This is a genomic window from Streptomyces sp. Ru62 (assembly GCF_002920615.1).
In the GTDB taxonomy this organism is placed as follows: domain Bacteria; phylum Actinomycetota; class Actinomycetes; order Streptomycetales; family Streptomycetaceae; genus Streptomyces.
In genome coordinates, this window is the sequence record NZ_PQSU01000008.1 from 185,461 (window position 1) to 208,477 (window position 23,017).

27 protein-coding genes and 1 pseudogene are annotated in these 23,017 nt (G+C 69.6%); 19 read left to right on the forward strand and 9 right to left on the reverse strand.

Features of this window, described 5'->3' with window-relative positions; genetic code table 11:
- Window positions 1–13: 13 nt before the first annotated feature.
- On the reverse strand, window positions 14–1,249 hold the full coding sequence (locus C3492_RS13230; protein WP_103812029.1) for an epoxide hydrolase family protein: 1,236 nt from the start codon (window positions 1,247–1,249) through the stop codon (window positions 14–16).
- 503 nt (window positions 1,250–1,752) lie between these two features.
- Here C3492_RS13230 and C3492_RS13240 point away from each other — a divergent pair.
- A complete protein-coding gene (locus C3492_RS13240; protein WP_146075678.1) occupies window positions 1,753–1,941 on the forward strand; it encodes a hypothetical protein in 189 nt (62 codons plus the stop codon).
- Between the two features lie 95 nt (window positions 1,942–2,036).
- On the opposite strand, the gene C3492_RS13245 is transcribed toward C3492_RS13240, so the two are convergent.
- Entirely contained in the window at window positions 2,037–2,303 is a 267-nt protein-coding gene (locus C3492_RS13245; protein WP_258055673.1) for a TetR/AcrR family transcriptional regulator, read from the reverse strand.
- A gap of 245 nt (window positions 2,304–2,548) precedes the next feature.
- On the opposite strand from C3492_RS13245, the gene C3492_RS13250 reads away from it, so the two are divergent.
- The 8 genes from C3492_RS13250 to C3492_RS13280 all read left to right on the forward strand — a co-directional run bounded on the left by C3492_RS13250 (window position 2,549) and on the right by C3492_RS13280 (window position 8,049).
- Entirely contained in the window at window positions 2,549–2,752 is a 204-nt protein-coding gene (locus tag C3492_RS13250) for a cold-shock protein (RefSeq protein WP_103812030.1), read from the forward strand.
- Between the two features lie 697 nt (window positions 2,753–3,449).
- Window positions 3,450–3,746, forward strand: a complete 297-nt coding sequence (locus tag C3492_RS13255; RefSeq protein ID WP_103811945.1) for a hypothetical protein — start codon at window positions 3,450–3,452, stop codon at window positions 3,744–3,746.
- A 218-nt stretch (window positions 3,747–3,964) separates the two neighbouring features.
- Window positions 3,965–4,210: a DUF5133 domain-containing protein gene (locus tag C3492_RS13260; protein ID WP_103811946.1), complete on the forward strand. Its 246-nt coding sequence runs from the start codon at window positions 3,965–3,967 to the stop codon at window positions 4,208–4,210.
- 567 nt (window positions 4,211–4,777) lie between these two features.
- Entirely contained in the window at window positions 4,778–5,080 is a 303-nt protein-coding gene (locus tag C3492_RS13265) for a hypothetical protein (protein WP_103811947.1), read from the forward strand.
- A 462-nt stretch (window positions 5,081–5,542) separates the two neighbouring features.
- Window positions 5,543–5,689: a hypothetical protein gene (locus tag C3492_RS44600; RefSeq protein WP_181140343.1), complete on the forward strand. Its 147-nt coding sequence runs from the start codon at window positions 5,543–5,545 to the stop codon at window positions 5,687–5,689.
- A gap of 649 nt (window positions 5,690–6,338) precedes the next feature.
- Window positions 6,339–6,521: a hypothetical protein gene (locus C3492_RS46880; RefSeq protein ID WP_146075679.1), complete on the forward strand. Its 183-nt coding sequence runs from the start codon at window positions 6,339–6,341 to the stop codon at window positions 6,519–6,521.
- Window positions 6,522–6,639: 118 nt separating this feature from the next.
- Window positions 6,640–6,963 carry a hypothetical protein gene (locus C3492_RS13275; RefSeq protein ID WP_146075680.1) on the forward strand — a complete coding sequence of 108 codons (324 nt, stop codon included), beginning with the start codon at window positions 6,640–6,642 and terminating at the stop codon, window positions 6,961–6,963.
- 708 nt (window positions 6,964–7,671) lie between these two features.
- Window positions 7,672–8,049: a hypothetical protein gene (locus C3492_RS13280; RefSeq protein WP_103811950.1), complete on the forward strand. Its 378-nt coding sequence runs from the start codon at window positions 7,672–7,674 to the stop codon at window positions 8,047–8,049.
- A gap of 148 nt (window positions 8,050–8,197) precedes the next feature.
- Here C3492_RS13280 and C3492_RS13285 read toward each other — a convergent pair whose 3' ends face one another.
- The 3 genes from C3492_RS13285 to C3492_RS45680 form a co-directional block, all read right to left on the reverse strand.
- Window positions 8,198–8,893, reverse strand: a complete 696-nt coding sequence (locus C3492_RS13285; RefSeq protein WP_103812031.1) for a glycerophosphodiester phosphodiesterase family protein — start codon at window positions 8,891–8,893, stop codon at window positions 8,198–8,200.
- Window positions 8,894–9,198: 305 nt separating this feature from the next.
- Window positions 9,199–10,662, reverse strand: coding sequence for an MFS transporter (locus C3492_RS13290; RefSeq protein ID WP_258055674.1), 1,464 nt, complete (start codon window positions 10,660–10,662; stop codon window positions 9,199–9,201).
- 240 nt (window positions 10,663–10,902) lie between these two features.
- Window positions 10,903–11,241, reverse strand: coding sequence for a hypothetical protein (locus C3492_RS45680; RefSeq protein WP_258055675.1), 339 nt, complete (start codon window positions 11,239–11,241; stop codon window positions 10,903–10,905).
- 128 nt (window positions 11,242–11,369) lie between these two features.
- Here C3492_RS45680 and C3492_RS13305 point away from each other — a divergent pair, with 128 nt between their 5' ends.
- Window positions 11,370–12,641 (forward strand): MFS transporter, encoded by a 1,272-nt coding sequence (locus C3492_RS13305; RefSeq protein ID WP_181140344.1) that lies wholly within the window; start codon window positions 11,370–11,372, stop codon window positions 12,639–12,641.
- Window positions 12,642–13,068: 427 nt separating this feature from the next.
- Here the strand turns inward: C3492_RS13305 and C3492_RS13310 are convergent, their stop codons facing one another.
- The 4 genes from C3492_RS13310 to C3492_RS13325 are packed head-to-tail and all read right to left on the reverse strand — an operon-like array spanning window position 13,069 to window position 15,102.
- Window positions 13,069–13,341: a hypothetical protein gene (locus tag C3492_RS13310; RefSeq protein WP_103811952.1), complete on the reverse strand. Its 273-nt coding sequence runs from the start codon at window positions 13,339–13,341 to the stop codon at window positions 13,069–13,071.
- 20 nt (window positions 13,342–13,361) lie between these two features.
- The gene (locus tag C3492_RS13315) at window positions 13,362–13,811 is read right to left on the reverse strand and encodes a hypothetical protein (RefSeq protein WP_103811953.1); all 450 of its coding nucleotides are present in this window, start codon (window positions 13,809–13,811) and stop codon (window positions 13,362–13,364) included.
- Entirely contained in the window at window positions 13,808–14,809 is a 1,002-nt protein-coding gene (locus tag C3492_RS13320) for a metallophosphoesterase (RefSeq protein ID WP_103811954.1), read from the reverse strand. Before C3492_RS13320 ends, C3492_RS13315 begins: the two co-directional genes overlap by 4 nt.
- Window positions 14,806–15,102, reverse strand: a complete 297-nt coding sequence (locus C3492_RS13325; protein WP_103811955.1) for a plastocyanin/azurin family copper-binding protein — start codon at window positions 15,100–15,102, stop codon at window positions 14,806–14,808. Before C3492_RS13325 ends, C3492_RS13320 begins: the two co-directional genes overlap by 4 nt.
- An 821-nt stretch (window positions 15,103–15,923) precedes the next feature.
- On the opposite strand from C3492_RS13325, the gene C3492_RS13330 reads away from it, so the two are divergent.
- From C3492_RS13330 to C3492_RS13370, 9 genes and pseudogenes are all read left to right on the forward strand, one after another.
- Complete coding sequence (locus C3492_RS13330; RefSeq protein WP_103811956.1) at window positions 15,924–16,523, forward strand: sigma-70 family RNA polymerase sigma factor; 600 nt, start codon at window positions 15,924–15,926, stop codon at window positions 16,521–16,523.
- Between the two features lie 25 nt (window positions 16,524–16,548).
- Complete coding sequence (locus tag C3492_RS13335; RefSeq protein ID WP_103812033.1) at window positions 16,549–17,346, forward strand: anti-sigma factor; 798 nt, start codon at window positions 16,549–16,551, stop codon at window positions 17,344–17,346.
- Window positions 17,347–17,828: 482 nt separating this feature from the next.
- Complete coding sequence (locus C3492_RS13340) at window positions 17,829–18,269, forward strand: ATP-binding protein (RefSeq protein WP_258055676.1); 441 nt, start codon at window positions 17,829–17,831, stop codon at window positions 18,267–18,269.
- 2 nt (window positions 18,270–18,271) lie between these two features.
- Window positions 18,272–18,688: a hypothetical protein gene (locus tag C3492_RS13345; protein WP_103811957.1), complete on the forward strand. Its 417-nt coding sequence runs from the start codon at window positions 18,272–18,274 to the stop codon at window positions 18,686–18,688.
- A 215-nt stretch (window positions 18,689–18,903) separates the two neighbouring features.
- On the forward strand, window positions 18,904–19,185 hold the full coding sequence (gene tatA / locus C3492_RS13350; RefSeq protein WP_103811958.1) for a Sec-independent protein translocase subunit TatA: 282 nt from the start codon (window positions 18,904–18,906) through the stop codon (window positions 19,183–19,185).
- Between the two features lie 146 nt (window positions 19,186–19,331).
- Complete coding sequence (gene tatC, locus C3492_RS13355) at window positions 19,332–20,147, forward strand: twin-arginine translocase subunit TatC (protein ID WP_103811959.1); 816 nt, start codon at window positions 19,332–19,334, stop codon at window positions 20,145–20,147.
- Between the two features lie 255 nt (window positions 20,148–20,402).
- Complete coding sequence (locus C3492_RS13360; RefSeq protein WP_103811960.1) at window positions 20,403–21,350, forward strand: Rieske (2Fe-2S) protein; 948 nt, start codon at window positions 20,403–20,405, stop codon at window positions 21,348–21,350.
- Between the two features lie 134 nt (window positions 21,351–21,484).
- Window positions 21,485–21,809: pseudogene (locus C3492_RS45685) on the forward strand (N-acetylmuramoyl-L-alanine amidase); the annotation flags it as partial.
- Window positions 21,810–22,015: 206 nt separating this feature from the next.
- A complete protein-coding gene (locus C3492_RS13370) occupies window positions 22,016–22,795 on the forward strand; it encodes a hypothetical protein (RefSeq protein WP_103811961.1) in 780 nt (259 codons plus the stop codon).
- Window positions 22,796–23,017: the final 222 nt, after the last annotated feature.

Genomic DNA, 23,017 nt, shown 5'->3' on the forward strand with positions numbered 1-23,017 from the left:
CCTACGGGGTCGTTCAGGGCCTGCGGCCGTGGAAGGTGCGGCGCAGATCGCTGACCCAAGCGTCGGGGTTCTCCCAGGGGATGAAGTGGCCGCCGTGGTCGTGGGCGTTGACGTTGACGTGGTTGAACCAATCGGCCTGCGGGCCGTTCTTGAACGCCCGGACGCGCTCGTCGGCGGTGTGGATGCCGGGCGGGTTCTCGTACGTGACGAAGGTGAGGCCGACCGGGGCCTGCACGACCGGGGTGCGGCCGTGGGCGGGGGACCAGGGATAGCGGTTGGCGTTGGCGTAGTAACGCATCGACGTGGCGATGGAGTTGTTCACCCAGTAGATCGTGGCGTGGGTGAGCAGGTCGTCCTTGGTGAAGACGGATTCGAGATCGCCGCCGTTGTCGCTCCAGGCGTTCCAGCGCTCCAGCAGCCAGGCGAGCAGCCCGGCGGGTGAGTCGCTCAGCCCGTGGGCCAGGGTGGCACCGTCGAGCATGTGCACGGCGAGGTGGGACGCGAAGCGGTGGTCCAGCTCGATCATGCGGGCACGCACGTCGGCGGGCTGGTCGTCGGTGAGGGGCTGATTCCGGGCGAAGTCCCAGGCACGGGGACCGGTGAAGAAGTCGAGCGGCAGCCCGGAGCCGATGTGGATGCCGTAGAGCTCGTCGGCGTACTTGTGGCCGAGCTGACTGGAGACGACTCCGCCGATGTCGCAACCCCCGGCGGCGTACTTCTCGTAACCCAGGGTCTCGGTCATCAGGGTGTGCCAGAGGTCGGACACCTTCCAGAAGTTGACGTCAGGAAAGCCGGTGAGCGGGCCGGGGAAACCGAAGCCGGGAAGGGACGGCACGATGACGTCGAACGCGTCGGCGGGGTCACCGCCGAACGCGGCCGGATCGGCGAGCGGGTCGATCACCTTCGACCAGTGCCAGAACGTCCACGGCCAGCCATGGGTGAGGATCAAGGGGATCGGGCGAGGACCCCGGCCGGGCTTGCGTATGAAGTGCACCGGGACACCGGCGACGCTCACCTCGTAGTGCTCGTACACGTTGATGGCGGCCTCGGCCTTGCGCCAGTCGTAGCCGTCCCGCCAGTAGGCCACCAGCTCACGGAGACAGCTGTCCGGGACGCCGTACGACCAGTCCTCATTGCCCTCCTCCAGCGGCGGACGAGTCAGCGTGAGACGGGCGCGCAGGTCATCGAGGACCTCATCGGACACACGGATCGAGGTGGGCTCCAGAGGGAAGGCGCGCGGGATGGTCATGGCGTGATGCCTTACTGGATTGGATAAGGGGTAGCGGTGCTGTCGGCCTGTCGGCCTGTCGGCCTGTCGGCCTGTCGGCCTGTCGGCCTGTCGGCCTGTCGGCCTGTCGGCCTGTCGGCCTGTCGGCCTGTCGGCCTGTCGGCCTGTCGGCCTGTCGGCCTGTCGGCCTGTCGGCCTGTCGGCCTGTCGGCCTGTCGGCCCGTCGGGTTGGTGGGCAGCGAGCCTGGCCATTTCAAGGAGCGCGGGCAGCGATGCGGCGGGTGCCTGGCTACGGCGCGGGTCGAGCTGGCCGACCAGACCACCGATGCGCTCCCTTCGCCGCGACACGACCATCCTGGCACCGGAGGGCATGACGTGCGCCAGCACCGCCCGCAGTCCGAGAGGCCCGGGAAGCCCACCGGTGAGTACGCGATCCCCGCCATTGTGCGGATGGCGTCCGAGCAGGGACACCGGGGCCTGCCGGGGGCTGCCGCTCGGAGGCGGGGGACTTACGCAGGGTGAAGGTGGCGATCGGCACGGCGCCGGCGAGCAGCGCCCGGATCGACGAGAGCTACGTCGCCTTCCTCCGAGCTGATGAAGAGTTCGACGCGATCTCGGCGCGCCTGGAGAAGAAGTCCCGTACTGGTCGAATCCTGGCAGGTCCGTCGAGGGCGGAATCAACCACAGTTATGGCGGTCGCTTCGCAGCTGTGACGCAGTGGACCTGGCAGCAGCGCCCCGTGCCGACCGGCCCTGCATGCACCGGGGTCGTAGGCAGGCTGCTCGGCGACTGGGTGATCAGGTGGTGGTCACCTATGTGTGTGATCGGTTTCCGGAGGGGGCGTGTTGCTGAGGCAGGGCGCCCGCGCCACCTCGCTGTCCGGTTCGGGGCAGTCGCCGAGGTCGGGTCCTTCGAGGATGAGGTCGAGGAGCAGGGCGGCACGGTTGGGTGAGTGCCGGTGGTGCCGATAGTGCTGGTAGAGGGTCTGGCGGGTGCCCCCGGCTCGCTCGGCCGGCGGGGCATAGCTCAGTCCGGTCGGCCCGACCGCGGGCAGGAGCTCCCGTGCGATGGTCACGACGCGGGTGCGTCAGCACTGTCCGCCCACGGGCGGAGAGAGCGGCACGTGTCCGGATTCAGCCGTGCGGACCGGCCACTGCCCGGGCCGACGGCGTCCATCGGGCCAGACCGCGTCCGACTCGTGGACGGATGATCGAATGACACGGCCCTGGTCGGGGTAGAACGGACGATGGCGTCTTCCCGCAAGGGCAGATGCCGCTACTCATCCCGGCCGGCACCCCCGGCAAGATCGAAGGACGCAGTATGGCCAGCGGCACCGTGAAGTGGTTCAACTCCGAGAAGGGCTTCGGTTTCATCGCCCAGGACGGCGGCGGACCGGACGTCTTCGCCCACTACTCCAACATCACCGGCAACGGCTACCGCGAGCTGGTCGAGGGCGAGACGGTCACGTTCGACGTCACCCAGGGCCAGAAGGGGCCCCAGGCGGAGAACATCGTCCGCGGCTGACGTCCCGCGCCGGCCCGCGCAGCCGGCGTAGAGCGGCACCACCGAATCGGGGGGGAGCAGCTCGGTAACTCACTGGGTTCGTAACCCAGAGGTCGCAGGACCCCGCCACGAATTTCTAGGGGCTCGGCATCAGCCGGGCCCCCAGACGCGTTCCTTCGACCCCACGTCGAACATTGGCGAGAACTGCTTAGCCGAGGTAGGCGGCCCACTCGTCGTAGGGCGGATGCGCCGCGTACCCGATTCGGTCGAAGCCGTTGAGCCGTGGCGGACCCGAGCACAGGACCGCCACGCCGACAAGCGGCCGCTGCCGTCGCCCGTAAGGTACATCTCGCACATCGTTACCCGGGATCGTTGCAAGGCACCTCGGTGTCGGACGGTCGCAGCCACAGCGCCTACCGTGGCGGGCCCAGTCCCTTGAAGGATCGAAGCCGAGCTGCTCGATCACCGCTGACGGGTGGCTGCCATGGGCCGCCGGTGCTGGCCGCCAGGTGGAGGAAGTAAGCCCGGCTGTCGGCGGCACGAGCAGGTAGCCGGCCGTGCCGCGGCCCCGCCCTCCGACAGCCCGGCCCCGCGACAGCCGGTGAGGTGCGGACACCCCTCCAATACACCGTGAGACATGGCCTTCGGCGGGTAGCCGCTGCTGTGATCGACGCAAGGCGCCGACGGCGTCCGCTTCGCGGGAAAGGAGAGAGCGCCTATGGCTACCGGCGCGGACTCGGCGAGGATCACAGCGAAGGTCCACGGCAGGGACATCACATTGGACGGTCCCCTGTCGAAGGACGAGATCCGGAACAGGATCTGGTGGTGGCGGAGCGCCGACGCCGACCCCCGGACTTCCAAGGAACGGGAAGACGGTCAGCAGGAGCACGACGACTCCCACAAGGACGTGATCACGACCCTGGGCGGGTACTACGAAATCTCCGCTGACCCTTGTACGCCCGAGGCCGAGAGACTGGTGGAGTTGGTGTACGACGAGCTCAACCCGGACGAGTGACTCAGCGCGGCACAGGCAGAGCCGGGATACAGGTCTCCGCCGTGAAGAAGTGCCCTCAGCCGAGTGCGGCAGCAAAGTGCATACGGTGATCAGGTCGGGGCACACGACTCCCTGGAGTACGCATCCACCGCTTCCAGCCGTGCAGTCCTCAGGCGGATGCGCGCTCACGGACGTCGCGGGCCCCGTCAAACGGCCCGCCTTTCGAAAAGGTTGTCGCTGTGTTGCTGCCTGCGGAGAAGGAACTACGCGCGGTACTGGCCCGCTTCGCCGACGCCCGCTTCCGCCATGACCTGCACCCCACCGGTCACTCCAGCCGAGAGCTGGAGGACGCCTCCTACACGCTGTGCGTGATGACCGGCACCCAGTCGGTGGACCAAGCCCTCATCGCCGCCGACGCGCTCCTGGAACGACTGCGAGCGGACCGCACGACGACGACCAAGGCGACGCAGACACTCGCCGCCTGACGCCAAGCCACCGCGCGGTCTCCGCACCCCGCCGGAGCACAAGCTCGCCGTGGCCTCCGGCTCGGCACGGCACGGCGTCGCGGGTCGGGGATTGCTCCGGGATCGGCTCGCCCTGGCAGCAGGACCCGTTCCACCCCGGCCCGTGCGGGCGGTGCGGCGATGTGGGTGGCGTCGGTGCGCAGGGACGTTGAAACGGTAGAGGGAACAGCGGGTTCGGAGCCCCAGACCGCAGAGGTCGAAGAGACCGCGGAGCGCCGCCCGCGGCGTGAAGAACCGCACCTTGCCATCCCTGTCGCGGGACGACCTCATCCTCGCGGGGAGTGTCACGGAACAGGCCCCGTGCACCCGCCGGGGGACTGCGAGGCGCCTGGCTTGCGGTACGCCGGTGGGTTCCTCGGGACCTTACACAGGGTGATTACTCGGTACCACTGGTAAGGCAATCCGGGCAGAAGCCTAATGCCTGAATTGTCCCGCCTTCGGGTGTGTGTGGGGCATGAGGAACGGGTAGGGGCGCTGCCGGGCCCCGCCGCACCACTGCCGACGCGGCCCGGCAAGAGGGAGAAGATCATGCAGATGACTGGACGGATCGCGATAGTCGGCGCTTCCACGGTGCTCGCCGCCGGCGCCATGGCGATCGGCGGCGGTCCCGCGACGGCGATCACAGCCCAAGCGCCCGAGGAGCATCCGGCCGTCGGCGCAACCGGTGGCACTCAGCACTCCTCCGACCGCCACCATGCCGCCCGGCAGCCCGCGGACCCTTGGATCGAGGACCAGCTGGCGACCTTCTGCCCATCGTCCAAGCAGCGGCTCGCGGTGTACGACCCCTGGGTGAAGGACCAGCTCGCGCTGTTCCAGAAGACCGGCCGGTGAGCGATGAGCGGGGAGGAGCCCACTCGCGAAGCTCGGTGGCCGCAGCTGCCGGGCCAGGCGGAACTGTGCGGCTGATCAATGGCGTGCCGCAAGAGCCGAAGGGGCGGGCGATGGCCAGGCCCAGCTGGGGTTGGCTTCGGAAAAGCTCCACGCCGCCGGTGCAGACCCCGGGGCATGAGGCCCTCATGCGATCCGAATAGGTCGGCCACTTCCTGAACGGAGCCATCGCGCAGCGACGTCGCCCCGGCCCGGGTCCTGGGACACCTTGAGCGCGACGGGGATGTGCTCCAGCAGAGCCCTGGGCTACTGCGGCCAACCAGACCCTGGTGAGAAGTCGGCCACCTAGAAGGCAGCCGGCCGCCGACCCTGCCGCGCCCGGGCCAGGTACCGGTGTGCCGACCTCGCCATCCAGAGTCCGTCGGCCCGATATGTGGCCCTCGCAGCAGCTCGCGCACACCGTCTGTGCCCTCGACGACGAGCAGCTCGTCGTCGAGGGCCGTGCTCCACTGCCCGTTGTGCGAGGACCCCGCCCTGCTCCCTGCCGTGGAGCACCCCGCCCTGCTCAACCTCGGCACCCTCAACGCCGGCAGTTTCGCCGTCGAGCGGTAGGTGTTCGCCCTCGCCGACACCGACGCCCGAGTGCAGCACACAGCCGCTGACGCCCCCCCGCCTGTCGTTCCCCGCCACCGACCGTGGCCCGGGCAGCCACGTGCACGGGCTGCACTTCGCGCGCGTGGGGGTCGAGGGGCGCTCGACGAGGACGCCGAGCCCGAGCCGTGCAGGTGACCTTGAGGGCCGGGCGATCCGCTGGCAGCAGCCAGACCGTACATTCGGACCACGTCCAGTGACGTGTCCACGACAAGCTCGGCAGATCGATGCAGAGCCGGCGCTGGGCATGCTGCCCGCCCGGGAGCGAGCCGAGGCGATCGTGAGTTCGGGTCGGTGTACGGAGGGCCGGGAGCACGTCGGACACCTGACCACGTCAGCGACGGGCTGGTCGGCTGACCGCCCGGCAGGGAGCCGCAGCTCGGGTTCGACACCGGATGGCGCGCAGGTTGGCCCAGGACGCGGCAGCTCGGACCGCGGTCACATCCGCCGTGCTCGGCTGTGGTCCGCGTCCGCGGTGGCCGCATACGCACTCACACTCGTTCCCGAGATCCCGCATACCGAGATCACCCGGGCGCACCTGCCGCAGAGGCTGGGGTCCGGCTCCGGCATGACCTGGTGGCGCCGCCTGGCTGCGTCGAACGAGGCAGGCATGCGGGACCAACCGCACGCGGTGCTGCTGAAGAAGCTGCGGTCGGCCAAGCATCAGGACAGGTCGCGGATGGTGATCAACTCCTTCCACCTGCAGGTGATCAACTCCTTCCACCTGCAGGCGGCCCGGCGGGATCCACAAGGAGAAACGTTCGCCTCCCCGCGAGGCGGGTCGCTGCCGTGAGACGCCGCTTATCCTGGGAGTACGGGCCGCTCACGGGAACCTGGGAGGTGTGCCCGTGTCCCGCTCTCCCCGCTTCCATCTCGACGTGGCAGGCCACTCCGTCACGGTGCAGACACGCTTGGCCACACATGAGGCCGAGCTGCTGGTGGACGGCAAGGTGGTCGGCTACGAGTGCACCCAGGCGGGACACCGCAGGCTCACCACGCTCACCGCCGAACTCCCCGGTGACCCACCCCAGCCCTTCGACGTCACTCTCCGCACCGGCGATGCCACCGGGCATACGGCCACCTGCGTGCTGGAGATCGCCGGGTGCAGACACCCTATGCCCGAGGTGCCCCTGGGACGAGGCGACACCATGCGGCCCGGTGTGTACCGGCCCTCACTGCGCCGGATACGCAGACTTCTGCGTCACAGTCTCCCGCGACACGCCCGCCGCCGCTGACAGGGTGCATCCATGGGACGTGCGCGCCACCTGCGGTAGTCCGTGCCTGGCGATCCATGTCGACCGCCGATGGGCCCGACCCGCGGCTGGCGGCTTCTCGTGCTGGTCCCCCCCGGAGTCGATGGGCGCTATGCGGGAGTGGAGGTGGTCGGCGGGGTCACCGACCGAGGCTGCGCACCTGAACCGGAGAGCGGAGTCGCCGGGGTCGTGAACGGTGCAGGCATGCTGCCTTCACTGTCTGTGTGACGTAGCTGCTGGGTGGTGTGCAGCGCGGCGTGAAGCAGGAGACGCGCGGGCAGCCCCAGGCCGCTGGCGTCGATGGCCATGCCAAGGAGAGGCGTGGCGAGGGGAGTGAGGGTGCGGACAAGTGACTGCACCGATGGAACAAGTGAGGTGCGGGGAAGCGTGATGACGAGAGTGAGAGGCACTGCGGTGTCCTAGAGCCGATCAAGCCGATCAAGCCAAGTCGAAGGCGGCTTGTTTTGCCGGTTTTCCTCAGGACAGTCCGCTTCGGAGGCGCGTAAATGGCCTCAATCTCTCATCTGTGCCAACAAAAGGTGAACGCGGATGGTGATCTACTCGGACGACTCGGACGGTGATCGCCGATTCCTGCACGGTTGGCCGTTGATCCGTAAACGAACAGACCCTGAATATGCATGCATCGGACATAATGAAAGAGGGGGTCAGCGAGAGTGATGGAGTGATCACATGACCCAGACGACAGCCCAGCCCCCCGCAGCAGCCCCCGCGGACGCGATCGCCGATCACACCCAGCATGACCACGACCGGCACACGATCACCATTCCGCTCGACAACGTCGCCCACGCCGCGCAGAAGGCGGTCACCCTTCCCATCACCGCCGCCCAGCGCATTCTGCCGGCCAAAGGCGGACTTCCCCTCTACGCCGGGCTCGGCGCCCTCGCTCTGGCAGGCGCCCTGGAGTGGCCCGTTGCCGCCGGAATCGGCATCGGCTACGCCGTCCTACGCCGCGGAGGAGCATTCCCGCCCCCACCATCGGCACGCCAGACATCCGCAGAGGCAGTCACGATCGACAAGCCCACAACCTCACCGCCCGGAGCCGACTGAGATTCCCTGAAGCACACACCGGCACTGCGGAAACGATGGTGACTCGCGACCCACGGTCGCCGGGCGCGCCGACGGCGCCGGGCGGCCGATATTTGTTCCTGCCCCCGCTTCCACACGGCCCGCTCCCGCACGGCCGCCATCCCCAAGGTCAGGCCGTGGCCTCGGCCAGTCTTTTCATGCCAGGCTGGTCGGTCACGCAGCCCACCAGACCAAGCGCCCGGGCCAGCGCCAGGTCGCGTTCATCGTTGACGGTCCAGGCCATCACGTCGATACCGGCAGCGCCGCACCTGTCCACAATGGCCTGGTTCAGCTGCCGCAACTCCACGCTGACCAGCGTGGAACCGACCTGCTGAGCGCGGCCGACGAAGGTTTCGCGGTGCGCGCTGGCGCCTGCCACCAGCACTGTGCGGGCCTGCGGCAGCAGGCTGCGGACCTCGATCAGCGCCGTGTCGTGGAACGACAGCACCGAAACCCGGTCCAACAGGTCGCGCTCGGCCAGCACTTTGGCCAGCGACCGGGCAGCGGCCACGTCCTTGATCTCCGCCTGGATCGGCAGCGTCGGCCCGACGGCGTCCAGCACCTCCCCGAACGTGGGGATCCGCTCACCGAGCCCGGCATCGAGCTCCTTGAGCCTTTCCAATTCCTGGTCGGCGATCGGACCGGAACCGTCCGTCGTGCGCTCCAAGGTCTCGTCGTGCATGACGACCAGCTCGCCGTCCTTGCTCAGATGCAAGTCCAGTTCGATACCGTCCAGACCCTCACGTTCAGCCCGCAGGAAAGAACGCAGGGTGTTCTCCGGCTCGGCGGCCATGACACCACGATGGCCGATGATGAAGAAAGACACTTGGTTGCCGTCCTTCGCAGTGATGATCCCGGGTAGCCGCACGAGCGCCCTACCCCCGTCGGACAGCGGGCGACCACCCGTCAGCACGCCCCACCCTAACGGGCCCCATCCGCCCGCACCTCCCGCCCCCGCCCAACCGCACCACAGCACACCTCAAAGCAGCATGTCTCCTCGGAGCTCGCTCACCAGCAGCAAGACCACACCCACACGAGGGGCCACCCGTTCAGGAACACGGACGTGGACGGACCGAAGGCACCCACATGGCTGCACGTCCGGACAGGCTTGACGGACTCGGTGCGGCGGCCTTACCCCGGAGCGCCGTCGTTGACCTCGTCGCCGGCCGCGGGCCCCGCGCTCTTCCTCTGGCCGGCGATCCTGGTGCTGCGCAGGCCGAAGGCCGAGACCGCCGCTCCCAGCAGCACCATGGCCACCGGTACGACGAGCGCGGTGCGGTAGGCGTCCAGCACCGTGCCCGGTGAGGCATCGGCACCGGCCGCGGTGGCCCCGTACACCGCGGTCACCGCGGAGATCCCGACCGCCGAGCCGAACTGGGTGAAGGTGTACAGCAGCCCGCCGGCCAAGCCCTGCTCCTCCTTGGCCACGCTGTCGGTCGCCGCGATGGTGAGCGGACCGTAGGCGAAGGCGAAGGCGGTACCCGCGATGATCAGGCTCGGGAACATCGCCGCGTAGGACCAGTCCATTCCGACCGGCAGGAAGAGCCCGTAGGCCACGACCGCCAGCAGGAAGCCGCCGAAGACCACCCGGCTGTTGCCGTAGCGGTTCACCAGGCGGGGTATGAGGGTGGGTGCCAGCACGGCGTCGCAACCCATGGCGATCAGCGCGATCGCGGCCTGCAAGGAGGACCAGCCGCGCAGCTCTTGCAGGTAGAGCGTGACGATGAACTGGAAGCCGAAGAACGCGCCCAGGAAGAGCAGCGCGGCGAGGTCGGCCCGCACCATCGTGGCCTTGCGAAAGATCCCCAGCCGGACGAGCGGCGCCTTGGCGCGTCGTTCGATCAGGATGAACGCCGCCACCAGCACCAGCCCGGCGGCGAGCGCGCCGAGGGTCAGCTCGATCCCTTCGCCGCGGTGCTCAAGCCGAATGATGCCGTAGGCGAACAGCAGCATCGTGGCGGCGGCGCTGGCCGCGCCCGGCAGGTCGTAGCCGCGCTCTGCGGGCCCGGAGCGGCCCTCGGATGGCAGCAGCCTGAGCGCCGCAAGCAGGATGGCGCCGGTCAGAAACACTGGGGCGAAGAACACCCAGCGCCAGCCGACTTCGGTCAGCAGCCCGCCGATGACCAGTCCCAGCGAGAAGCCGCCGGCGCCGACGCCGGCGAAGACCAGCATGGCCTTGTCGCGCTGCGGCCCCTGTGGGTACGAGGTCGTGATGATCGACATGGCGGCGGGGGTCATGAAGGCCGCCGCCACGCCGGTGGCGAACCGGGCCGCGACCAGCATCCAGCCGTCGGTCGCCAAGCCGCCCAGCAGGGAGAAGACCAGGAAGACACCCAGCCAGGTGAGGAACATCCGCCGCCTGCCCAGCAGATCCGCGGCGCGGCCGCCGAGCAGGGTGAAACCGGCGTAGCCGAGAACGTAGCCACTCATCACCCAGGCCGCGGTGCCGGTGGTCAGGCTCAGGTCGGCGCGGATGGTGGGGATGGCAACGGCCAAGATGGCGACGTCGCTGCCCTCAAGGAAGATCGCGCCGCACAGGACGAGCAACAGGGCCCAGGAACGTCTGCCCGTGCGGGCCGCGGGGATGGTGGACACGGCTGCGCTCCTCACCCGTTGAGCCGCATGGTCACGTCCGGTTCGTCAGGAACGGACGCTGTCCGTCGCTGAAGTTGCCCAAGTACAGCCACGTCGTCCGCGCCCGCACGTCAGACCCTCCATCCCGGAGCCTCCGCCATCACCATGGCCGCGACCGTACCGAGCAACAAGCAATCGGGGCCACACCTTTTGTCTGTGCCGCACTTTGGGCTGGGTGGTCAGTGCAGAGGTGAACAGAGCTCAGCGATTGACTTCGAGGTTCGTCAGGACGAGCAGGGCGTGCAGGAGGTGGGTAGCGCGGACGGAGTTGGCTCGTACCTTCCTGAGGGTCCGCCTGTTCTTCTTGGCCGTCACGAGCCTGGCGATGGTGGCCTTGACCGAGTGCGGGGCGTCGAAGGTGACGATGGTGCCTGCGAGTTCCAGGGGTGCCAGCAGCGGGCGGAAGTGCCTGGTTTCGTTGTACGGGGGCGCGGGTGACGGCCGACAGAGGTGAACACGCAGGTCAGCGAACCGGCCGTTGTCCAGCGGACGCAGGTTCTCCAGCGCAGCAGGGACAGGGGAAGATGCAACAGCAGGCATGGGACACTCTCGTGATCATCCGGCTAGGACGCCGGCCCAATATCCTGCGCGAAGTATGGACTGGACGTTTCGGTCGGCGGCGTAGGCCCAACACATGATCACCGGAGTCACCAGGGGGAGCCCGCAGCATGACCGGCACCACAGAGGCCCTCAGCGGGTCGGCTGCAGTCGAGGATGCAGTACGAAGTGTCACGCGCCCGTTCTACGTATACGCCGTGCTCGCCAACTCGCTGTTCCAGCGCGGCGTATTCGTCCTCTTCCTTCAACAGCGAGGCTTCTCCGCCGGGCAGGTGGCCCTACTCCAGACACTGCTCTACCTGGTCAGCGGAATTGCGGAGTTGCCGACGGGCATCATCGCCGACCGAATCGGCAGGCGTGCCGGCATCGTGATCGGGCAGGTGCTCATAGCTGGATGTCTGCTCGGTCAGGTGGCGTTCTCCAACTACTGGGTCTTTCTGGCGCTGTTCATCGGGCAGGGCGTGGGCATGGCATGTGTGTCCGGTTCGGACACCGCCCTGCTGTACGACCTTCTCGTGCGCCGTGGTGCAACGGCCGGCTACGTCAAGGTCAAGTCCCGGTTCACCATGCTCGGGACGGTCACCTCGGGAGCCGCCATCGTCCTCGGTGGTCAACTGCAGCAGATTTCCTGGGGAGTCGTCTACGCCGGTTCGGCGTCGTGCCTCGTCCTGGCCGTGGTGATCCTGATGTCACGGGTGCCCGAGATCCGCGGCGCGGACGCGGTGGACGAGCAGGACGGAACCGAGAAGGAGCACGGCGACGCCACAGCATGGCGGGCGATGCTTCGGGTCGCCACGCCGGCGCTCGTGACGCTTGTCGTGGTGTCCGGATTGATGCATGCGACTTTGACGCCGTACATCATTTTTACGCAGAAGACCCTCTCAGATCAGGGAGCGGGCACCGCATTGGTCAGCGTGGTCATATCGGCGGGATTCTTCGTCGGCGGGCTCACTCCGCTGCTGTCGGACCGCGCGGACCGGCGCATCGGGTATCGGATCATCGTCCCGGTGTCTCTCCTGACGCTCGCCGTGGCGCTCGGCCTGAGCGGCCTGGGCCTTGTCTGGGTCACCGTCGCCGCGTTCCTGACCCTGGTCGGGATACCCGAGATCACCGCCGTGCTCGTGGACAACGTGTTCAACGAGGCCGTGCCGTCGCGCCATCGGGCGGGCCTGCTGTCGATGATCGCATTCGTGGAGTCGGCGCTCATCGGCATCGGCTATCTCGTCCTCGGCGCGCTCATGGACGGGCTGGGCTCCAGTGTGGGCATGGCCACCTATGCCGCTGTCCCCCTGCTGGCATGTCTCCTGTGGCTCCCGGTGCTCTTCCGAGGGGCACGGGTGACCACCGAGATCTCCAAGCCCGCCGACCAGGAGGCATCCTGAAACAGACCATGTCGAGCAACGCCCCTGCCCGATGGCGGGGGCGTTGCTCGTTGACATGTCGCTCTCAGTCGGCGACGGAGTTGTCATCACGACGATCAGCGCCGAAAGGGATGGGAAGAACCGCGCCACTATGGCAGCCGTTCAGCCTGGATCCACCGCGCAACGGTCGGCCTACCGACGGCGAAACGACTCGTCTCGCCTCCCAGACCGACCCCGGCCCATGTCGGTTCCGCGCCCGGCGACCATGCCGCACGCCGGTGCACATCCGTGCACCGGCGTGAAGACGACGGCGGACCGGCTCGGCTCGGGCGCGTGGCTCGGTCGTTCCCCGGCGCCGCTACCCGACGCCCTTCACCGTGGGGCTCGGCCGCTCCCCGTCACCCTTCACCGCGCGGCGCTCATGATCTCCAGGGCAGCCGGGTGCCGGTCAGTGCGGCCCGTGGCCGAGCAGGGTGGCCCGCAGCTCGTGCTCGGTGATCTGCTCGGCGGGGCGGGGGAGCACCCAGCGGTGGGGTTCGCCATCCATGGGCAGCACCGCTACGACGGTCTCCAGCTGTGGGCGGTTGGTCTCGCCGCGGCTGAGCTGACGGATGATGACGGCTGTGTCGTCGTCCAGGTCGAGCAGGGCGCGTACGGCATTGTTCAGTTCACGCAGGCGCGGGCTCGGCCAGGCGATTCCTGGGCGTGGTTGCAGGTACATGGGGGTGTCCCTCGGGTGGTTCAGCCGGATGGTGTGCGGGTGGTGGCGCGGGCGGCCGCCCCGACGGGCGGCCGGGCAGCGCGACGGCGTCCGGCCAGGGTCACCTGCCAGATGGCGAGGAGGAGCAGCGTGCCGGTTTCGGCGAGGAGGCTGAGGACGGCTTGTGGCGCGGGTTGCAGACCGTGCTCGGTGAATCCGAACACGCCGACGGTCCGCGAGGCGGCGAAGCCGCCCAGAGCGCCGAGTGCGACGCCTGCCGCGGCGATCCTCAGCAGCAGGGGCGGTGTTCCGATCAGCAGCAGGACGGCGAGGGCGATGGAAGCGCCGGCCTGGAGCAGGAACAGGGGGCCGATGACGGGGATGAAGCGGTAGCCGTCGATGTAGAGCTGGGCGTGGAGGTATCCGGCGGCGGCGAGGGTCGCGGCGGTCGCCGCCCGCAGGGCGGGGTTGAGGAGTCGTCGGGTGTTCATGTGAGCCTCTGGTCCGTGATGGCCAGTTCTCGCTCGCCCCGGCGGTAGCCGACGGTGCGGATACCGAGTGCCTCTTTGAGCTGACGGGCGGGGACGACCTGCGGGGTCGGGGCGGGAGCGCGGCCCGGATGGGGCAGGGGGTAGGCGGTGGTGGTGGCGGAGTGGAAGGTGATGTTGCCCTCCGTCTTGGTGAAGAGCTGGTGGACGTGCCCGTTGAGGCAGGTGACGGAGGAGAAGCGGCGCAGGAGGGCGATGACCTTCAGGGCGTCGTCCGTGCTCCAGCCCCACCGCGGGTACATGGCGAACAGCGGGATGTGGCTGAAGACGACGATGGGGGTGTCCGACGGCACTCCGGCGAGGTCCTTGCGGACGAAGTCGATCTGGGCGTTGCCGAGGTGGCCGAGCTTCTCCAGGCTCAAGGTGTTGACCAGGGCGATGAAGTGCACGCCGTGGGTGTCGAAGCTGTACCAGCCGTCGCCGAGCGTGCCCGCGCCGAAGGTCCGCCGGTAGGCGCGGCCCGCGTCGCCGATGGAGTCGTGCTCACCCGGCACGGTGAAGACGCGGTCTGTCCGCATACCGCTCATCATCTGCTTGACCTGGTCGAACTGCCCGGCCGTGGACAGGTGGGTCAGGTCGCCGCTGTGCATCACGAAGTCGGGTCGGAAGCCCAGCGTGTTGACCTGGTGGATCGCCTCGGAGAACGAGCCGGCCACGTCCGTGTTGGCCGGACCCTGGAACCCGATGTGGCTGTCGGAGACCTGTACGAACCGCAGCGCCCCGCTGTCCGCGGCGGCGGCCCCGGCGATGCCCCGGGCGGTGCCTTCCCGGGAGTCGGCGATCTGGCTGATCACCTGTCCACTGGCTACGGTGAGCACCACGGCGCCACCGAACCAGGCGGAGTGGCGCATGAGTTGACGCCGGGTCATACCGTGCTCGGTTCCGGGCCGGCCGGTGTCATCGGCCGGTGCTCCGTCGTGGCTGTTCCAGTGGTCGGTCATCGGGTCACTTCCACGGTGGCGGTCATGAACGGATGGATGGTGCAGAGGTAGGCGTAGGTGCCGGGCTTGGTGAACGTGTGGCGGTAGGTGGCGTGGGTGGCCAGGGCGGCCGAACTCAACGGGCCGCCCGATCCGGTGCTGGTGACGGTGTGGGCCTCGGTGTCCTGATTGGTCCACGTCACCGTCGTGCCCACCTTGATCCTCAGCGTGGCCGGGGAGAACGCGAAGTTCTTGATCGCCACCGCGTTGCCGGTGACCGGCGCGCCCTGCGCGCCCTTGGTCGAGGGACTCATGGGCATGCTCATGCTCGGCATCGCTGAGGCGCCGGGAGCAGAGCCCGCCGCGCCCCCCGGCCCCGTGGCGCCGGGCATGCCCGCCATCCGGTGCCGGCCCGAGCCGGGTGTGAGGGCACCGACTCCGGTCGCCGGGGAATGCGACGACTGGCCGCATGCGCTCAGGAGCCCCAGAGCGCCGCCGGTGGTGACGATGACGACGGCCATCCCGGCCGCCGCGCGTGACCGGCGGCCTGGAGTGCGAAGGTTCAGATACATGGTGTTCCTTCCTCGTTGATCAGGCGGAGGCGTGGACCGCGCCGGATCGGCGCGCGCACCCGCGCGAATGTGTGGTGGATGCCGTGTTCGTGGGCGCGTGCCCGTCACCGGCCCGGCCGGCGGACGAACGGGCGAGCCGCCCCATGCACGCCGCTCGCCTCGACGTGCCCCGCGCCGTACTTCCGCCCCTGTGCGCCGTGAGCGTGTGGTCGGGGCGAGGTGGACGGCGCCGGGAGCGCTTCCGTCGCGTGACGTGTCCCGGCCACCTCCGCCCCCTCCTCTGCCACGCGGGGAACCGGTGAGACATCGCGTCGGAGTCGGCTCTTGTCCGGCTTCACGGACGGCGGGGGCCCCACGGTTCGACAGATGTGCACCTTTTCCGGACGAATCGGTATCGCCGCTGGTCAGCAAGGGTCACCGACGTCACACACGCTGGGTGCCGACGGTGCCGACGGTGCCGTGCGGCCCGGCAGGGACACCTCGCCCACGAGACTCGCTGAACGTCACCCGCGCCTCACCGTGCATTACAGGACAAAGGCGTACATGTGCGCGACGATCGACTCATGCCCTGGAACCAAAAACGTGGCCCGCGGACCCGTCCGGATCGCTCCGCGGACCGTGTCTCTGGTGAAGGGACCCTTTCGACCGCGGACGAGGAACTGCTGCGCGCGCTGTACGCCGAGCACGCGGGACCCCTGTTCCACTACGTACTGCGGCTGACCTCGGGAGACTGGCAATGGGCGGAGGACGTGGTGCAGGAGACACTGCTCCGGGCGTGGCAGCACCCCGCCGCGTTCGACCCCGCACGCGGCCCCGCCCGGGCGTGGCTGTGCACGGTCGCCCGGCACCTTGTCATCGACGCCCACCGGGCCCGGCAGGCGAGGCCCGCCGAGACCGGCGGCGAGGCGCTGGAGCAGGCCGCCGAGCAGAACCCGGGCGAGGACGAGATCGATCAGGCACTACAGAGCTGGGCGGTCGCCGACGCCGTCCGGTCGCTGTCCCCGGACCACCGCGCCGTCCTCCTGGAGACCTACTACCGGGGCCGGACCATGGCGGAGGCGGCACGGGTGCTGGGCATCCCGCTGGGCACGGTGAAGTCGCGGACGTACTACGCCCTGCACGCGCTGCGGCTGGCGTTGCAGGAACGCGGGATCGAGCCATGACAGAGGCGTGCGGGAGGTGGCGAACGTGAGTGCGGAGCACGACGATCTCCGGCTGGCGCTCGGAGCGTACGTCCTGGGCACCCTGCCACCGGAGGAAGCGGAGCCGGTGCGTGCCCACCTCGCGCACTGCGCCGAGTGCCAGGCGGAGCACGCCCGGCTGGCGGGACTGCCCGCGCTGCTGGCGACGGTGACCCTGGCGGAGGCTTCGGGGCGTACGGTGCCGACGGCCGACGGGAACCTGGCCGACCGGCTGGTGGCACGGGCGGGCGAAACCGTGCGCGGCCCTTCCCCGGAAGGGCCCACAGCGCCCGCCGTGCCCGTGACACCACGGACGCCGGAGAGAGGCGTACTGGAGAGACTGCTCCAGCAGGCCGCGACCCGGCGCCGCAGAACCCGGCGCCTGCAACTGGCCGGCGCGGCCGCCTCGGTGGTGCTCGTCGCCGCAGCGGCCGGCGGCACGTGGCTGGCCACCGTCGGCACCGTGGGCAGCGTGGCGACGCCGCCCGGGCCGAGCGCGCCCACGTTCACGCGCACCTTCTCCGGAAGCGATCCCGCCACCGGCGTCTCCGCCTCGGTGAAGGTCTCGCCCTCCGCTTGGGGCAGTGTCCTGCAGGTCTCGGCCAGGGGGGCGCCCGCCGGGACCACCTGCCGGCTGCAAGCGGTCGGGCCCGGCGGAGTCAGGGCGGACGGCGCCACCTGGTGGGCCGGCAAGTACCCTTCCGACACCACGATCCCCGGGACGGTCGCCATGGCCCCCGAGGCCATCCAGCACTTCGAGATCATCGCGGACAACGGCCAGAAGCTGGTCACGATCCGGGCGTGACCCGACGACGTCCGCCGGTTGTGACCGCGGGGCGGCACGAGATGCCGGGAGGGGGCCGGGCAGCCGACGGCAGGTGAGCCGCTACGACCGGTGGACCAGCCCGAGGGAGCGCGCACAGGACGCCGGTGCATGCCCTCCTCCGGCACGCGCCTGGGCACCCGCATGGCCTGCTCCGGCGCATGCGCGGCCCAGCGCCCCGCCCGGCACCGACCACAGGCCGGGGAGCGAGCTACTCGTGCCCGGTCCGCCCGCGTGCGGCGGCGCGTTCCGGCAGAGGGGCCGCGTGAGCCCGGCTGGGCCGCCGTCCTGATGTGAAGGGCAAGAAACCGAACAAATGGGCCGACCACCCGAACCGTTCGGCATGCGTCACCCGTGAAACCACATGAGCGCGCCATGCGGGATCAGCCCGCCGACAACCCGAAAGGGTGCTGCTGGTGGTCCCCTTCCCGGCCTCCGGACACTCACAGAAGAGCCAGAAGACCATGCTCCTGACCGACTCCCCCCGCACCAGTCCACAGCCCGGCCGGCCCTGCCGCCACGAGGCGCTGCTCACCCTGCCCGCGCAGGAGGCGCACGTCTACGCCGTCCGTCACTTCACGGCGGATCTGCTGGAAGCCTGGCAGGTACCCGCGAGCGAGCGGGACTCCGCCGTTCTCATCGTCGACGAACTCGCCGCCAACGCCGCCCAGTACGGCCGCGAGCGCATGACCCTGCGGCTCGTCCTCCACGACGGCACGCTGCACATCGTGGTCACCGACTCCGGCGGTGCGGTGGAGCGCCACCGCCCCGACATCGCCTCCGACGAACACGGCCGCGGCACCGGCATCGTCCAGTACCTTGCCCAGTCGACCCAGGCCCGCCAGACAGGCAGTGGCCGCGAGGTCCGCGCCTGCCTGAGTGCACGTCATGACCAGGAGGAGTGACCATGGACATCACCCCGGACAACGGTGAGGGCATCGACGTCCCGCCTGTGCACGAGGCGTACGCCAATGCACCGGGCCTGCGCCGCGAGATGCACCAGGTGCTCGCACTCGATGCCGAGCGCGACGGCCGCCGGGCCGGGCCCGGCACCGGTTCCCCGGCCGATGCGACGGCCGCCCAACGCGCCCGACTGCTGCGCCGGGCCGCCCTCATGGACCGCCTGGCCTCGGCCACCCCCGGTCCCGGCCCGGTCGCGGCCGCCGCGGAAACCGCCGAAGAACTCGTCCTGCACGACCGCCGCCACCCCGACCTCGTGGCCGGTCCGCACCATCCCGACGCGATCACACTCGCCCACAGCCGCCGCCTCTACGTACGCCAGGAGTACGCAGCCTGGACGGCTGCCGGGCACCCCGGAACCTGAACCGGCCCCGGCCCGGTCAGGACCAGGCTCCGAGCCGACCGGAAGAAGGAAAACATGACCAGCAACGACTGCGACACCTGGCACGTCTCCGCGCCAGCCGGCCAACCCCACTCACCTCACCTCCCCGGCCCGACCGCCGTGGGGGAACGCGCCGACCGACAACAGGAACGGTCACGCCGTATCGGCGCCGACGCGTTCGAAAGGGCGGTGTGACGATGTTCCGCAACGCGCTGGAACCCTGGCACCTGCTGGTCCTGGTCGCGGTGGTGATCATGATCTTCGGCTCGAAGAAGCTGCCCGACACCGCCCGGGCGCTGGGCAAGTCCATGCGGATCCTCAAGAGCGAGGCCAAGGCGATGAAGGACGACGGCGCCTCGGACGAGGCACGCCCTGAGCCGGAGCCCGCACCGGAACCGCGGACGACCCCGGACGCTCCCACAGACGCCGCCACCGCCCGCACCACGCCCACGGACGGCACGACCGGCCACCGCGGCTGAGCCCGGCCCTGCCCTGCCACCTCACGGCCCTCCCCGCTCCCGGCCCTGCCGCGCCCGGCCCTCCCGGGCTGCCGGTCCGTCCGCGCGGGGGACTGCCCCAGACCGTTGGTGACCGGTCCGCCGCACGAGATGAGGAAGGACACGGCATGCCCCAGTCGGTCCGCGACCAGAAGAAGGACTCCGAGCGGCGGATGCCGCTCGCGGAGCACCTTCGTGAGCTCCGCAACCGGCTCGCCAAGGCCGTCCTCGCCATCCTGCTCCTCACGGTCGCCGCGGCCTTTTCCTACAAGGGGATCATCAACTTCCTCACCAGGCCCGTACTGGCATCGGTGGGCTGCCCGACCTCATTCGCCGATCTGGCCGGGCGGCCCACGCACACCACCTGCGCGCACATCACGATCAACGGCCTGCTCGCGCCCTTCACCCTGGCGCTGAAGGTCTCGCTGGTCGGCGGTGTCGTGCTGGCCTCTCCGGTATGGCTCTACCAACTGTGGGCGTTCGTCGCCCCCGGCCTGCACAAGCGCGAGCGGAGATACGCCTACGCGTTCGTCGGAACGGGCGTCCCGCTGTTCCTCGGCGGCGCCTTCTTCGCCTACCACGTGCTGCCCAGGACCGCGAGGGTGTTGATCGGCCTCACACCGCACGGGGTGAACAACCTGCTGCCGCTGGACGATCTCCTCGACCTCGTCACCCGCATGGTGGTCGTCTTCGGTCTCGCCTTCGAGATGCCGCTGCTGCTGGTGATGCTGAACCTCACCGGAGTGCTGTCCGGTCGGCGGATGCTCGGCCGGTGGCGCGCCATGGTCGTGGGCATCACGGTCTTCTCGGCCGTGGCGACGCCGAGCACCGACCCGCTGACCATGCTGGCGCTGGCCGCGCCGATCTGGGCGCTCTACTTCGCCGCCGTCGCCGTTTCACTCCTCGGTGACCGGCGCAAGGCGCTGCGAGAGCATCCGATCTAGACCAGGCACTCTCGTTCGGATCACCGGGCGGGCCAGAGGACGATGCCTGTCCTCGGTGTGCTCGCCGGCGCCGTCCACAGATCCCCTCTCGGCGCGATGATCAACAAGGGGCTGAGCCACCGCGGGCCTACGCGGCGATCACGGAAAGCAGGACGGCTGCGTGCGCGCGGTGATCCGGCCGGGCGGCCGACCGTGGCCCCCACCGGCGCTCCTTGCACCGGTTTGCCGTCTGAGCAGGTGGGGACCCGGTTGACCATGAGTACTACGCCACGCCGCCGCCCGCGGACGCGGCAGAGCCGCCTCCTGCGGCTGCTGGACCGCCTGGAGCGGGAGCCCAGGGCCGACGCGCTGATCGCCACGGTCCGCAAGGGGGTGCAGGCCCTGCCGCTCGGCGACGGGCGGGATCTCCTGCACGGCAGGTGGCTGGGACACCCGGTACATCCGCTGATGGTGCAGGTGCCGATCGGCAGCTGGTTGTCGGCGGCGGTACTGGACCTGTACCCCGGCCGCTCCCGCGAGGCGGGGCTCCTGGTCGGCGTCGGCCTGGCCTCCGCCGCGCCAGCGGCTCTGGCGGGCTGGGTCGACTGGGCGGAACTGCACCGCCAACAGCAGCGTGTCGGACTGGTGCACGCCTTCGCGAACTCGGCGGCTGTCGGTCTGTATGCCGCCTCGCTCACCAGCCGCGTCCGAGGACGGCACGCAGCAGGCCGGGCCTATGGCTTCCTGGGCCTGACGGCGGTCGCGCTCGGCGGCATGCTGGGCGGCCACCTGGCCTACCGCCAGGCGTCCGGCGCCAACCACGCCGAAGAGGTCCCGCACGTCGTCACTCAGGGCTGGCACCGGATCGGAACCGTGAGCGAGTTCCCGGTCGGCCGGCCGGTACGGCGCAGTGTGGACGACGTCCCGGTCCTGGTCGTCCGGGAAACCGGAGGGCAGATCCACGCCCTGGCCGAGCGCTGCAGCCACCTTGCCGGACCGCTCTCCGAAGGCACGATCAGCGACGGATGCGTCCAGTGCCCCTGGCACGGCAGCGTCTTCCGGCTCTCGGACGGCTGGAACGTCCGCGGCCCGGCCACCGCACCGCAGCCGTCCTTCGACACCCGGATCACCGACGGCCACGTCGAGATACGACTGCGCCAACAGGACCGGGACGGGCAGGCGCCGGACGAGGTCGAAGCGGGGCAGCGACGCACGGGCAGCTGACGGCTGCCGCACACGACGTCCGCACGGGCTGCCGCAGCGCACCAGAGGCAGTACGCGCCAGGACATGACCGGCTGCTGTGCGGCCACCCCGCAGCCATGGGAGGCTCCGCCACGTACACGATGGTCCGGCGGGCCTCCGCTGTGTGAAGCTGCTGTCTCCGACCACGGTGACGTTCGGCCCGACCACCACCAGCTCCAGCCGCACCGCCAACTCCGGGACCGCCACGACCTGGTCGATGCGCGCCTACGACTACGTCGGCAACTGCCGCACCTCCTCGCCGGCTGTCCTCCACCAGCTACCTCGGCGGCAAGTCCCCTTCCAGCTCGGGCCATGCGTACGTCTACGTCGACGGCACCGAGGTGGCCACTGTCGACCTCAAGTCGGCAACCACCTTGTACCGGCAGGCGATCTGGACCAGGAGCTGGTCCAGCAGCGCCAAGCACACGATCAAGAGCGTCCCGTCACAGGGGCAAGTAGGGACGGGGGACGCGGGTGCCACGGTACGAGGGCGTGCGGGAGGTGGCCGATCATCGGTCCGGCTGTCGGGATGTGCCCGTGAGGCCCTTGACCGGGTCCCGCTTCGACGGAGGATGGGCGAAGAGAGCGGTCTGCGTGGTGAAGTGTGGGCCTCTGACAACTCCGACAGCAGGGAGCGTCTCTTCCGATGACCACACAGCCCGCACGCCCTGAGCGCAGCGGTCCCAAGACCGCCTCGGTCGTGGATGTCTCGCCGTTCAAGCCTTCTCTCGTCAAAGCGGTGTTCAGGGACGTGACTCCGATGCACGTCTCTCGGTCGGCCGCGTGGGCCGCCGCGTCGGTGACGCGGACAGTGCTCACGGAGATCATCGACGGCGCGAGGAGAGCGGCGGCGGAGGAGGCCCGGAAGAAGCTGATTCCCTCTGACCTTCTCTCGGCCATCGACCGGAACGTCGAGCTGGAGGTGGGGAGCAAGTGGTACGACCACAGCCCGACGTTCCAAGGCCTGACCGGTGTTCTCTACGACGCCGAGGGCATCATCGTGCCTCCTCGCAAGCGCAGCAGGTCGCGCAAACCGAGTGCTGTGGTCGGCGCCCACAGGTTCGAGGCCGGGGTCAGGAAGCTGCTGCGGAGCCAGGGGGCGACGGCCGTCCCAGCGATGGTCCGCGACCTGGACGGAATCGCGAGCGTGTTCCTGACCGACCTCGCCCGGGACGCGGCCATGGTCGTCCGCGAGGGCGGGGTTGAACGCTTCGGCACGGTCACCCCAGTGATGTCGGGCGAACCGGCCCCACTCCCGTTCCTCAAGGGTCCCCTCCCGGCCCTGTCCACCCGCAGAGGGGACGGGCGGACCATCGGCAGGGATGACATCCTGGCCGCGACCAGGATTCAGTTGTTCGGCGGCAACCTCAGGCAGCGAGCCCTCACCGAAGCCCGCGAGGTGACGCAGCACACTTCGTTCGGCTGAGCGGGTGCGCCCGACAGCGCCGCCCGCACCCTCGTCTGTCACCGCAGGCTCGCCGCATGAGACGGCCCCTAGGAGGCGGTGGTCCCACTGAAGGGCGGGGCCGCCGAGCGGGAGTCAGCGTCTCCGGTGGCATCGGGGCCGTACGGTCCCGGCTGTCGCGGAGTGTCCGTGCGGTGTGCTTGGTGAGAACCACATATTGGATTGACCAATCCAGAAAAGGCC

Bases quoted from the DNA above. Each gene is read 5' to 3' on its own strand.
- C3492_RS13230 (WP_103812029.1), bottom strand. From the start codon at position 1,249: ATGACCATCCCGCGCGCCTTCCCTCTGGAGCCCACCTCGATCCGTGTG.
- C3492_RS13250 (WP_103812030.1), top strand. From the start codon at position 2,549: ATGGCCAGCGGCACCGTGAAGTGGTTCAACTCCGAGAAGGGCTTCGGT.
- C3492_RS13255 (WP_103811945.1), top strand. From the start codon at position 3,450: ATGGCTACCGGCGCGGACTCGGCGAGGATCACAGCGAAGGTCCACGGC.
- C3492_RS13265 (WP_103811947.1), top strand. From the start codon at position 4,778: ATGCAGATGACTGGACGGATCGCGATAGTCGGCGCTTCCACGGTGCTC.
- C3492_RS46880 (WP_146075679.1), top strand. From the start codon at position 6,339: ATGCGGGACCAACCGCACGCGGTGCTGCTGAAGAAGCTGCGGTCGGCC.
- C3492_RS13280 (WP_103811950.1), top strand. From the start codon at position 7,672: ATGACCCAGACGACAGCCCAGCCCCCCGCAGCAGCCCCCGCGGACGCG.
- C3492_RS45680 (WP_258055675.1), bottom strand. From the start codon at position 11,241: ATGCCTGCTGTTGCATCTTCCCCTGTCCCTGCTGCGCTGGAGAACCTG.
- C3492_RS13305 (WP_181140344.1), top strand. From the start codon at position 11,370: ATGACCGGCACCACAGAGGCCCTCAGCGGGTCGGCTGCAGTCGAGGAT.
- C3492_RS13310 (WP_103811952.1), bottom strand. From the start codon at position 13,341: ATGTACCTGCAACCACGCCCAGGAATCGCCTGGCCGAGCCCGCGCCTG.
- C3492_RS13315 (WP_103811953.1), bottom strand. From the start codon at position 13,811: ATGAACACCCGACGACTCCTCAACCCCGCCCTGCGGGCGGCGACCGCC.
- C3492_RS13320 (WP_103811954.1), bottom strand. From the start codon at position 14,809: ATGACCGACCACTGGAACAGCCACGACGGAGCACCGGCCGATGACACC.
- C3492_RS13325 (WP_103811955.1), bottom strand. From the start codon at position 15,102: ATGAGTCCCTCGACCAAGGGCGCGCAGGGCGCGCCGGTCACCGGCAAC.
- C3492_RS13330 (WP_103811956.1), top strand. From the start codon at position 15,924: ATGCCCTGGAACCAAAAACGTGGCCCGCGGACCCGTCCGGATCGCTCC.
- C3492_RS13340 (WP_258055676.1), top strand. From the start codon at position 17,829: ATGCTCCTGACCGACTCCCCCCGCACCAGTCCACAGCCCGGCCGGCCC.
- C3492_RS13345 (WP_103811957.1), top strand. From the start codon at position 18,272: ATGGACATCACCCCGGACAACGGTGAGGGCATCGACGTCCCGCCTGTG.
- tatA (WP_103811958.1), top strand. From the start codon at position 18,904: ATGTTCCGCAACGCGCTGGAACCCTGGCACCTGCTGGTCCTGGTCGCG.
- tatC (WP_103811959.1), top strand. From the start codon at position 19,332: ATGCCCCAGTCGGTCCGCGACCAGAAGAAGGACTCCGAGCGGCGGATG.
- C3492_RS13360 (WP_103811960.1), top strand. From the start codon at position 20,403: ATGAGTACTACGCCACGCCGCCGCCCGCGGACGCGGCAGAGCCGCCTC.
- C3492_RS13370 (WP_103811961.1), top strand. From the start codon at position 22,016: ATGACCACACAGCCCGCACGCCCTGAGCGCAGCGGTCCCAAGACCGCC.